The following is a 12279-nucleotide window of genomic DNA, read 5'->3' on the forward strand; positions in this document are numbered from 1 at the left end:
ACTGTGGAGGTTAAGCGATGTTATCTTACCTTTCTTTAACAAAGCCTTTCGACCAAAATAAATATGTTGAGCGATTTGATCAATTATATGAAAAAATGGCTCAAGCTGGTTTTACATGGGCGACTCTATATGAAAATTACGAAGATCATCAATATATGACTGATTCATTGCTTCAAGTTCCTTATAGCATGCATCAAGAAATTATCGATGCTACAAGGGCAGTCGAAGATATTTACAAAAAAACGTTTGAGATGATTCGTAAACATCCAAATACAATTCACCGCCTTGGAATACCAGTTATGTTATGGGATTTGCTATTAGAGGATAATAGTACACGCTTTTCCTACTTTACTCGGTATGACTTCATTGCCTCTCAAAATGGCTTGAAGGTCATTGAAGCAAATACAGATACACCAGTTGGATTAGTAGAAACTGCTATTGCCCAACGGATTTTAGCAATGGAGCATCAAGTGGCAAATCCGCATAAAAAAATCGATCAGTTGTTAAAAGAAGCGTGGGAACAGATTATTAAAGATTACCATATGAGAAGTACCGATATACTCTATCTTACTGCAGCCAATTGGCATGAAGAAGATAAGCAAACAGCGAGTTATTTAATGAACCATTTCCCACAACAAGCCACCTATATTCCTCTTGAAGATATAGTCGTTACAAAAGATGGAGTATTTACACCGGAAGGACAAACGATTACATACCTTTATCGGTTGTACCCTTTAGAATATTTTCTGAATGAAAAGAGTGATACGGGTGAAGCCATTGGAGAGCAGTTCCTTGTTCATGTGATGAATAGAAAATTGATGCTAATTAATCCTCCAGCGGCTCTACTTATGCAATCTAAGGCAATAATGGCTTTAATTACAGAGAAAAAAAGGGACTGGTACACTCGCAGTGAACAAGAGGTTATTGAACGCTATTTCCTACGGACATATGATGAGCAAGCTGGTTTATTCTCGTATGTGAAGAAGCCGGTTTTAGGAAGAGAGGGTGGAGGTATACAAATTGTAGAGAATAATGCCATTCTAGATGAGGACATCGACCATTATCAAGAGCAAGCAATGGTCTATCAAGATTATTTTCCGATGCCTGATCAAACGATTGATACATGGGACGGGCCTTATACAGGAAAACTCTTAATTGGTTCACATACCTTAAACGGTGTACCTGCTGGCTTGTTTTTTAGGGTTGGAGAATATATCACAGGAAATTTATCCATGTTTGTTGGATACACAACGATCAAATAAGAGAAGAAGGTAGCAAGTGTTATTTTGAGGAGAATAATGGGTACTGAGAATAAATTGAATCTCGGTAAATTATTCTGATATATCAATGGTGCAATGCATTAACGTATGCAGCACCATTGTTTTTTTATTTCTAAGGAAGAATTGCCCCGGAAATAAATAGCTCACCTCAAAATTGAATGTTTATTTCACTAAAAAGTTCTACTATTTATTGTAAACTGACTTGTCTAAATACTCTTTTAATGTTAACTTAAAATAAAAATAAGTTAACAAACAGGAGTGATATACAATGAATAATTCTTGGATGTTCTTTGCAGATCGCGTGATTAATGGTGAAAAATTAACACTTGAGGAAGGGCTAGCCGTATTACAGGCAGATGATGAGGAAGTTTTACCTATTTTACAAGCTGCATTTAAAGTTAGGAAGCACTATTATGGAAAGAAAGTAAAACTAAATATGATTATTAATGCAAAAAGTGGTCTTTGTCCTGAAAATTGTGGGTACTGTTCTCAATCTATAATCTCAACAGCCCCCGTAGAGAAATATTCTTTTCTGGATAAAGAAACATTATTAGCTGGTGCTAAAGAGGCAATGGAGCGTAAAGCAGGTACATATTGTATAGTTGCTAGTGGGCGGGGCCCAACTGAGCGGGAGCTCGACGGAGTAATTGAAGCGGTAGAAGAAATTACAGCAACGATGCCTTTAAAAATTTGTGCATGTCTCGGTATTTTAACAGATGAGAAGGCTAAAAAACTCCAGCAAGCTGGTGTTCATCGTTACAACCATAATATAAATACTCACCGTGATCATCATGAGGCGATTACAACAAGCCATACATATGACAACCGAGTAGAGACTGTAGAGCATGCTAAAAATTCAGGAATGTCACCATGTTCAGGGGTCATCATTGGGATGGGAGAAACAGATAAACAAATTGTTGAAATGGCTTATGAGCTACGGGCAATTGATGCTGATTCTATTCCAGTAAATTTCTTACATGCTGTACCAGGGACGCCACTTGAAGGGAGAAGTCGAACAGCCCCAATGAAAGCCCTACGAGTGTTAGCATTAATGAGATTTATTAATCCTACAAAGGAAATACGTGTATCAGGTGGACGTGAATTAAATTTACGCACATTACAACCAATGGCCCTCTATGCAGCAAATTCGATCTTCGTAGGCGATTATTTAACAACAGAAGGTCAAAGTGTTGAAATAGACCACCACATGATAGAGGATTTAGGATTTGAAATAGAAGAATGTGCGCTTCCTGTAACAAACGAGTCTTAAAATACTCATAAAGTATTTGTTTTAACTCCATACTAAAGAAAGACACTAAAGGAGTTGATACAATGTTTAAAAAGAAACGATCATCTCGTTCAGGTTACTTAATGGGCACAATCGTCGGGGGAATGGTTGGAGTTGCAGGTTATTACTTACTTGCAACGGATAAAGGCAATCATCTCCGCAAAGATCTTGTGAATAAAATGCCAGAACGTTCGAGGTCAAAAGGGGCTTTGTCCCACTTATTGCTTGAATTTGGAAGTGAATGGAGCGAGGATATTAAAGATGTATTAAGTGAATCAAAAAATCCGCAGCACAGAGAAGTTGCAAAAAAAGAAACCATTGATAATCAAGGTAAATCAGATATTGGAGAATTAATTCAAGGCGTTTTAGAGGAAGAGTAGTCTATTGACTGCTCTTTTTTGTAGTGATAGTACAATATCCTATACTGGAATTGTAAAAGATTCTCGTATTAACTCTGATAGGAGCTTACTTTACTTCTTTTATGGTAAAATGATCTTTCAATACAAAGAGGTGATCTTTTACATGGATAACGGTATAGAGCGCTGGAGAATGCTTCTTGCGTCTTTTCAACGCTTAGAATGGATTGATATTACCATTGCTATTGCGATTTTTTTGGTCTTTTTAGTTTTTAGGAAGCTATTTACAAAATATATTTTTAAATTTATTCTCACATTAACAAGAAAGACGCCAACTGAAGTGTTTACAAACGTACTGCTTTCCTTTGAGAAACCATTACGGCTTTTTTGGATCGTGTTAGGTACATATTTAGCTATGTTGTACTTACCGTTTAACATTACAACGACTGAGTTTGTCCAACATATTTATCGTACTTTTATTATTATGATACTTGGATGGGGCTTGTACAACTATATGTCCGCTCAATCAGCTTTCTTTTTTCGATTTGCAAGGAAAGTAGAATTAGATGAAGATAGTATGTTGGTCCCTTTCTTATCAAAGATCCTCCGTTTTTCAGTTATTGCTTTAACGATTGTTGTTATCGCAGGTGAATGGGGATATAGCATTAGTGGTTTTGTGGCTGGTCTAGGCCTCGGTGGTTTAGCATTTGCTCTTGCCGCCCAAGATACAATTGGCAATTTCTTTGGAGGAATCATAATCATTACAGAGAAGCCTTTCTCAAAAGGTGATTGGATTAAAACACCATCTGTAGAAGGAACTGTTGAAGATATTACATTTAGGAGTACACAAATTCGAACATTTGAAGATTCAATCGTTACTGTACCGAATTCGACTTTATCGAATGAACCTATCACGAACTGGTCAAAAATGAACAAAAGACAAATTACGTTTAAAGTAGGGGTTACGTATTCAACGCCGCAGCAGAAGTTAGAACGTTGTGTGCGAAAAATTGAAATCCTTTTGAGAGAACATGAGGATGTCAATCAAGATCTAATTATGGTTCGATTTAGTGATTTCAATAATTCAAGTCTCGATATTTTTGTCTATTTCTTTACGAAAACGACAGCTTGGACCGAGTGGTATAGAGTAAAAGAAGATATCAATTTTAAAATTATGAGCATTCTTGAGGAAGAAGAAGTAGAGATTGCTTTCCCAAGTAGAAGTCTTTATGTAGAGAAGGATCAACAGTCGGCATTTGAGGAATTACTTGAGGAAGGAAAAATGGATGTAAGGCAAGTGGAGAAGAGCTCAAAATAATGAGCTCTTCTTTGTTTTGGACCTGTGCTTCTTCTTTCATAATAAAAGTATTATCTACACACACTATATGAGCACATGAAAAACGTTCGGAAAAGAGTATGTGTAATGATGCTTTTAGAGAGGAAGAACTATGCATGAAAAACTTAACAGTGACCTATAAAATTTCTATTGTCATGGCATTTGTCTTTGTTATATGGGGTACTTTTTTTCCAGAGCATTTAGGCGTTGTGATGGAAAGTGCGCAAACTTTTTTTCTAACTTCATTTGGTTGGTTGTATCAACTTTCCGCTACATTTTTTCTTTTGTTTGCTTTATTTTTAATCTTTAGTAAGTATGGAAAGATAAAACTTGGTAAAGACCAAGATAAGCCAGAATTCAATCGATTAACTTGGTTTGCGATGTTATTTAGTGCTGGGATGGGAATTGGTTTATTATTCTATGGAGTATCTGAGCCGATCTCTCATTATGCAGCACCGCCTTATGGTGGGGCTGGTATGGAGAGGACGAGGGAGTCGGCATTGATTGCACTTAGATTCACATACTTGCACTGGGGGTTTCATGCCTGGGCAATATATGCCACCGTTGCCTTATCTCTAGCTTATTATAAATTTAGAAAAGAAGCACCTGGCTTGATGAGTGCAACGCTTTATCCGTTATTTGGAGAAAGAGTGAGAGGTCCATTAGGTTATACAATCGATATTGTAGCGGTCTTTGCAACTTTATTTGGCGTATGTGCATCGTTAGGTTTGGGAGCTCAACAAATCAATGCTGGATTGAATTACTTAGTAGGCCTTCCTATTAATTTCACCGTCCAGGTCATCATTATTGGCATTATAACGGTTTTGTTTATTATATCCGCAACAACTGGTATCAAAAAAGGAATTAAATATTTAAGTAACACCAATATGATTTTAGCAACTCTTCTTCTACTTATGATGGTCATTGTTGGTCCTACTTTGTTTTTGTTGAATTTGTTTACCCATACTTTAGGTCAGTACATTCAAAACTTACCACAGATGGGTTTACGTATCTCACCGTTTAATGAGGAGAGTGCAGCGTGGACGCAAGCTTGGACCATTTTTTATTGGGCATGGTGGATATCGTGGTCTCCTTTTGTTGGGATGTTTATTGCGAGGGTTTCAAAAGGAAGGACTGTAAGAGAGTTTGTCGTCGCGGTGTTAGTGGTACCAACTTTGGTTTGTACTTTTTGGTTTGCGATATTCGGTGGAACTGGGATTTACTTTGATTTAATCGAGGGGGTAGATGTAGCAGGACAAAGTCTCGAGACGGGTCTCTTTTATGTGTATCGTTACTTACCATTGGGTGGGGTCTTGTCTGTTATTACGTTATTGTTAATTAGTACGTTCTTTATTACTTCAGCTGATTCAGCTACATTTGTTCTAGGTATGCAAACGACCGAAGGAAACCTAAATCCATCTGTTATGATAAAAATATCATGGGGGCTTATTCTAAGTGCCTCAGCAGTTGTATTAATGGCATCTGGAGGTCTTGATGCCCTCCAAACAGCCATCATTGTCAGCGCATTTCCACTAACGTTTATATTGTTAGCGATGAGTTACAGTATGTTAAAAGTATTTAAGGTAGAAATGAAGGCGACAAAAAAATAATCATGAAATGTAAGCATGGCTACGTTGATCCGCAGTTATGCTTTTTTAGGTATATTGTGGTGATGAGAGAAAAGCTCTGAGATGTTCAAATGATTCTGAATCCTTTATAATGGGTGGATAGAGATGAGAAAGAGAAAAAGAAAAAGAATGTGTTTTTAGGCAACTTTAAGGAGTGGAGAAACGATGATAGAAGAGAATACCGTACAGTTTCGGCGGACAACGTTTGCTCTAAGTGTGGCTGCTTTTTTTATTTTTGCGAACTTACATTTTCCTCAACCAATTTTACCTGTTCTTGCTAGCGAGTTCCATGTATCTGATGTAGTAGTGAGTCTAATCATTTCGGTACCATTATTTGTCCTAGCTATTGCCTTTTTTGTATATGGTCCTCTTTCTGATACGATAGGCCGCAAGAAGATAATGAACACTGCAATGGTTTTTGCTTGTATTATCTCACTAGGGTTAGTAGTCGTTCCAAGCTTTGAAGGGTTGTTGGTTCTTCGTACTCTACAAGCAATAGCGCTAGCTGGAGTACCTACCATCGCTTTAGCTTATATAAGTGAAGAATATGCGAAAAAGGCAATGACTGTTGCTATTGGTGTTTATATTAGTGCAAATAGCTTTGGTGGTATGGTAGGCAGGTTTATGAGTGGAGTAGTGACAGATGTGGCTAGTTGGAGAATGGCCTTTTTGGTTATGGGTTTAATTAGTGTTGTCTCAGTCACTCTTGTATTAATTTTACTACCAAAATCGAAGCAATTTGAGCCTCAATCATTTGATTTTAAGTCGGTCATTAGTCATTACAAGCATCATTTACTTGATAAACAATTACAACCAGCTTTCATTGTAGGTGGTTTGCACTTCTTAATTTTTATAGGGTTTTATAGTTATGTGGCATTTCTGTTGTTAGGAGAACCGTTTTCCTTATCTACTACTGTGATTGGATTTATTTTTATCACGTATATGGCAGGCACGGTAAGTTCTACATTAGCTGGAAAGCTCTCAAAAAAGCATTCCCAAGTATTCTGTTTAAAAATTGGTATCGTCATTATGGCGATTGGAGTTTCTTTTACGTTGATTTCTCATTTATTCATGATCGTTCTTGGCTTATTGTTATTAAGTTTTGGTTTCTTTTTTGCTCACTCTTGCTCTAGTGCCTGGGTGTCTAAATATTCTACAGTCGCTAAAGCAAGTGCTTCAGGGTTGTATTTAACTTCCTATTACGTTGGAGGAGGACTTGGAGGGATCTACTTAGGGTGGTTTTGGATGAGAGCTGGATGGTTAGGTGTTGTTTTAGGATCGATGATTGTATTAATGATTACAACCATTGTCACCATCCATATGAAACATCTTGAAGTAAATGATCATGTTGAATCTCCTACAATCACTGCAAATTAAGACTTAATCGTTATTGTTTCGACATTTTACTCAGTTAATCGCAAATTTAGTGTCTGACCACGAAGATATCTGTCTTAAAAATGAGAAAGGTTTTGATAGGAAATCAAAAAAATCGCACGAATAGTTATTTTTAACAAAAGAACGTTTTAAAAACTGGTAATGGAGGGTAACTCTATATATAGATATAATTTCCGTTAAATTAAACGTTCTAAATGGTTAAAGGTAGGTGTGCGAATGATGAAATTTATTAAATTTTTTCTTATAGGCTATATGGTATCCATTCTTGCAGGTTGTGGACAAGGTGACTCAATTGTAATGAATATTGAAGAATTGGAGCGTCCAAGTTCGGTTGTTTCTGCTGCGACCCCATCTTTTCTCTCTTTCACATGGATTGAGAAGGGCTTCAACGGTGTATTTGCCCCTTCAGATCAAGCAATTGGAAAATCACAAGCCGAAGTAGTGGCCCAATTGGGTGAACCAAATGAAAAAGGATCGTACGAAGGTGGTCATTTCTATGCATATGACCGTACAACGTATATTTTCTCAAAGAAAGATGATTTACTTGAAGCAATTACAATGGATATTTCTGATTATAAGGTTTCAGCAGATGAGATGAAGCGTGCTTTAGGGACACCTGATCGAAGTGAAATTGACGAGTTAAGCGGTTATTGGACGTATCATTATGAATTAGACGATTATACTTTGTATTTTGAAGCACAAGATGAAGGAAGTTCGCTTGAATATGTTTGGTTTATGAAAAGTAAATAAAGGTTGAAACAGAAGCACTAACTTATTTGTTAGTGCTTTTTTGCATGATTAGTATAATTTTTCAAAAAAATTAGAAAAAACAGTTGTTTTTATTCTGATACTGTTATATTATAAAACACGTAGAAACAAACTGTAATAATACAGAAAGATTAAAGGGGTCAAAACAGAAGGGGTGAGAGTGAACAACAGCAGAGCAATTAACTAGTTGAATGGTGAAGATAAGTTAGATTGGGAAAAGCTGTAATCACACATCAAGTGCATAGCTGTTTTAAGGAAAGTAAATGAAATCATTTGTGCAAGTGGCGACTCTGTTATTGAACAGAAGGGGAGAAAAAATTTTTCTGAATCTTGTACATTCCGTACAGCAACATCAACTAAAAAAAAGGGAGAGATTATCATGACAAAAGAAAACAAAAAGTTAGCAGCTGAACAATTACAAGCACAATGGGAAAATGATAAAAGATGGCAAGGAATTGAACGTACATATACTGCAGAAGAAGTTGTTAAATTAAGAGGTTCTGTGCAAATTGAACATACATTAGCTAAGCGTGGTTCAGAAAAGCTTTGGGACTATCTGCATACAGAAGATTACATTAATGCACTAGGTGCACTTACAGGAAACCAAGCAGTACAACAAGTAAAAGCTGGTTTGAAAGCGATTTATCTAAGTGGATGGCAAGTAGCAGCTGATGCTAACTTAGCGGGTCAAATGTATCCGGATCAAAGTTTATATCCAGCAAACAGTGTTCCGAGTGTTGTAAAGCGCATTAACCAAGCTCTTCAACGTGCTGATCAGATTCAACATATGGAAGATGAGGGTGACATAGATTATTTCGCACCGATTGTAGCCGATGCTGAAGCAGGATTTGGTGGACAATTGAACGTATTTGAATTAATGAAAGGTATGATTGAAGCTGGAGCATCTGGTGTTCACTTAGAAGATCAATTAGCTTCAGAGAAAAAGTGTGGTCACTTAGGCGGTAAAGTTCTTATTCCAACTCAAACAGCAGTACGTAACCTAATCTCTGCTCGTCTTGCAGCTGACGTAAGTGGCGTACCGACATTATTAATTGCTAGAACAGATGCAGATGCAGCTGATTTGATCACAAGTGATATTGATCCTGCTGATCATCCGTTCATTACTGGTGAGCGTACTCCAGAAGGATTCTATCGTACAAATCCAGGTCTTGACCAAGCGATTGCTCGTGGACTTGCATACGCTCCTTATGCTGATCTTATCTGGTGCGAAACGTCTAAACCATCACTTGAAGAAGCACAAGCATTTGCAGATGCTATCCATGCTAAATTCCCAGGTAAAATGCTTGCTTATAACTGTTCACCATCATTTAACTGGGAAGCAAATCTTGATAAAGAAACAATCGAAACGTATCAAGTGGAACTTGGGAAAATGGGTTACAAATTCCAATTCGTTACACTTGCAGGCTTCCATGCTCTAAACCACAGTATGTTCGAGCTTGCTCATGGCTACAAGAAACGTGGAATGGGTGCATATTCAGAATTACAACAAGCTGAATTTGCAAGTGAATCAAAAGGGTACACAGCTACTCGTCACCAACGTGAGGTAGGTACTGGTTACTTTGATGAGATTTCACAAGCAGTTTCAGGGGGAACATCTTCTACAACGGCACTTAAAGGCTCAACAGAAGAATCTCAATTCCAAAAACAATAATCACACAAATTGAAAAACGGTTCATCAACTGATGAACCGTTTTTTTTATGGTGTTTTAATTTGGTAGGCTGCTATCTTAGCTGCAATCTCTTCTTGTGAAGCTTGAGCTTCTAGAAATAAAGAAATGAGATCCTTGTATAGGCTGTGTTGTTCTTGATTAAAGTAAATGGAATCCCCCATAGGGATATGATTAGCGATATTTTCAAGGTTATCTTCTTCGCCGATCGCCATTAAGCTAAACCAAGCAGCTCCCCAAGCAGCACTTTGATGAGTAAGTGGTATCTCCAAGTTCTTACCAAACACATCGGCTACAAGTTGTAACCAGAATCGTGAACGAGCAAAGCCTCCATTAACATAAATCCGTTTATTTTCCCCTGTAACGCTTTCGACAATAGCACTAATTTGATAGAGGTTAAAGACAATGCCTTCTATACATGAACGCAGGAAATCTGCTTTTGTATGGGTGCTACTAATTCCTAACCATGCTCCTCTCGCATCAGCTCTCCAAAGTGGAGCACGTTCTCCGTGTAAGTAAGGTAAAAATAAAAGGCTGTTTGCTCCAGGTGGAGAAGTTTGGGCAAGACTTAAGGCGTTCTCAAATCGAGTTAACGAAGTATCTGAATTAGAAGGGCATAAGGTTTCAATTGCCCATTGTAAGACATTTCCACCGTTATTAGTAGGCCCGCCTAATACCCAATGACGTTCTGAAATGGAGTAGCAAAATATTTGTTTTAATGTGCGAGCTGGGGAAGAACTGATCTTTCGTATAGCGCCACTTGTCCCGATCGTTAATGTTAAATCTCCTTCTTTAATAGCACCTACCCCTATATTAGCGAGGGGACCATCACTTGATCCTACAGCAAAAGGTGTATCGCGATGAATACCTAATTGTTGAGCAAATTCTTCAGTAAGTCCCTGACATACATAAGTCGGAGAAACAGGAGTTGATAATTGATCACGGGTAATACCTGCAAGATTTAAAGCGGTTTCATTCCAGTCTAATGTATGCACATTGAATAAACCTGTAGCCGATGCCACGCCGTAATCAACGACAAACTTATTAAACCAACGAGAGATTATGAATTCTTTAATTGAAACGAATTTAGTAGCATTCAAGTAAGGTGTATAAGCATGGTCCTTCATCCATAATAGCTTGAATAGAGGCGACATTGGGTGAAGTGGTGTGCCATTTTTCTCGAGCTCTGAACGGTCTTCCTTAAGGTAATGATTAACTTGCTTAATACTTCGACGATCTGCCCACGTGATCATTGGAGATAACGGTCTATTGGAGTCGTCTACACATATAAGCGAGTGCATAGCAGCAGAGAACCCAATTGATAACAATCGCTCAGATTTAATTCGACTTTTTTTCATAACTTCAGATACAGACTGTACGATAGCCTCCTCAATTAATAGAGGATCTTGTTCTGAGTAATCAGGCTTAGGTGATGAAGTAGGATATGGTGCTTCTGCTTCAGAGGCAACATGCCCCGACCTTGTAAATAAAACTACTTTTGCAGAAGTAGTCCCAATGTCTATCCCCATAACATATGTTGAGTCTTTACTAGTTTGACACTCCATGTTTGACACTCCATTATATTCGTTTATTTGAAATGGCTTTTCTCATTCGGCTAAGCGAATCTTTCATTTGTTCTTTTCTAGCAATACTAACATTTACGTATAAGGCATCAATAATACTTAATTGAGCTAGTCTTGATGCAAGTGCTTCAGAACGAAATTCAGTTTCTTTTGATACGGTGAATAAAGGGATATCTACTTGTTTACTTAATGGTGATTTGCCAAGTGTCGTGATGCAGATCGTCGTCGCACCGTGCTCTATAGCAACATCAAGCACTTGCAGCATATCTCGATTGGTGCCTGTATGAGAGATTAAAACGACAACATCTTCTTTAGTAAGCTGTGACGCAGACATTACTTGAAAGTGAGAGTCTTGGTATGCAACCGTTGGGATACCGGTCCTCAAAAATTTATGATGAGCATCTAGCGCAATAATTCCAGACCCACCGTTCCCATAAAATTCAATTCTTCTTGCATGAACCAGAGCATGAACAGCTTTTTTGTAAGCCTTAGATTCAATGACATGTAACGTATCTTCTAATGTTCGAATATTTGATTTGAAAACTTTTTCAGTAATCGTTTTTTCATCATCATCTTCTTTAATCGTTTCATGAATGTCTTGAATGGGTGTTACTACTTCAGATGCAAGTGAGATTTTCATCGCTTGAAACCCTGTATAACCAAGGCGTTTACAAAATCTAAATACAGTCGCTTCAGCTACACTAAGATCCTCAGCTACTTGATTAATAGTGGCATGAATCATGCCAGATGGATTTGAAAGGATGTAATCGGCTACTTGTTTTTCTTTCTCACTAAAAGATGAATAAGTTGCTCGTATCTTAGTGAGACATGGAATATATTCATTTGTCATGCTAATACGCTCCTCTAAAAATGAGTGGTTATAGAACTATTATAATAAAAGTTTACAACAAAGAAATATTTTTTCATATTTTTTATTGTAAAAGAAAAAATTTATTC

10 protein-coding genes are annotated in these 12279 nt (G+C 37.4%); 8 read left to right on the forward strand and 2 right to left on the reverse strand.

The annotated features are described in order from the left end of the window. The first annotated feature begins 17 nt into the window (after nt 1-17). The 8 genes from AB3N04_RS17555 to aceA all read left to right on the forward strand — a co-directional run bounded on the left by AB3N04_RS17555 (nt 18) and on the right by aceA (nt 9723). Nucleotides 18-1262, forward strand: a complete 1245-nt coding sequence (locus AB3N04_RS17555) for a glutathionylspermidine synthase family protein (protein WP_368503906.1) — start codon at nt 18-20, stop codon at nt 1260-1262. Nucleotides 1263-1548: 286 nt separating this feature from the next. After that, nucleotides 1549-2550: a biotin synthase BioB gene (gene bioB, locus AB3N04_RS17560; RefSeq protein WP_368503907.1), complete on the forward strand. Its 1002-nt coding sequence runs from the start codon at nt 1549-1551 to the stop codon at nt 2548-2550. Between the two features lie 62 nt (nt 2551-2612). Next, nucleotides 2613-2948 (forward strand): YtxH domain-containing protein, encoded by a 336-nt coding sequence (locus AB3N04_RS17565; protein WP_368503908.1) that lies wholly within the window; start codon nt 2613-2615, stop codon nt 2946-2948. Nucleotides 2949-3090: 142 nt separating this feature from the next. Next, nucleotides 3091-4242 carry a mechanosensitive ion channel family protein gene (locus AB3N04_RS17570; RefSeq protein ID WP_368503909.1) on the forward strand — a complete coding sequence of 384 codons (1152 nt, stop codon included), beginning with the start codon at nt 3091-3093 and terminating at the stop codon, nt 4240-4242. Between the two features lie 134 nt (nt 4243-4376). Next, nucleotides 4377-5870, forward strand: a complete 1494-nt coding sequence (locus tag AB3N04_RS17575) for a BCCT family transporter (RefSeq protein ID WP_368503910.1) — start codon at nt 4377-4379, stop codon at nt 5868-5870. Between the two features lie 183 nt (nt 5871-6053). Continuing rightward, complete coding sequence (locus AB3N04_RS17580) at nt 6054-7265, forward strand: MFS transporter (protein WP_368503911.1); 1212 nt, start codon at nt 6054-6056, stop codon at nt 7263-7265. A 237-nt stretch (nt 7266-7502) separates the two neighbouring features. After that, nucleotides 7503-8033: a DUF4309 domain-containing protein gene (locus AB3N04_RS17585; RefSeq protein ID WP_368503912.1), complete on the forward strand. Its 531-nt coding sequence runs from the start codon at nt 7503-7505 to the stop codon at nt 8031-8033. Nucleotides 8034-8430: 397 nt separating this feature from the next. Beyond that, on the forward strand, nt 8431-9723 hold the full coding sequence (gene aceA, locus AB3N04_RS17590; RefSeq protein WP_047973790.1) for an isocitrate lyase: 1293 nt from the start codon (nt 8431-8433) through the stop codon (nt 9721-9723). A gap of 45 nt (nt 9724-9768) precedes the next feature. On the opposite strand, the gene AB3N04_RS17595 is transcribed toward aceA, so the two are convergent. Together AB3N04_RS17595 and AB3N04_RS17600 are read right to left on the reverse strand one after the other, a co-directional pair. Further along, entirely contained in the window at nt 9769-11304 is a 1536-nt protein-coding gene (locus AB3N04_RS17595) for a gluconokinase (RefSeq protein ID WP_368503913.1), read from the reverse strand. Nucleotides 11305-11317: 13 nt separating this feature from the next. Beyond that, entirely contained in the window at nt 11318-12172 is an 855-nt protein-coding gene (locus AB3N04_RS17600) for a MurR/RpiR family transcriptional regulator (RefSeq protein ID WP_368503914.1), read from the reverse strand. Nucleotides 12173-12279: the final 107 nt, after the last annotated feature.

This window comes from Alkalihalophilus sp. As8PL, from assembly GCF_040939795.1.
GTDB classification, from domain to species: Bacteria; Bacillota; Bacilli; order Bacillales; family Bacillaceae_D; genus Alkalihalophilus; species Alkalihalophilus lindianensis.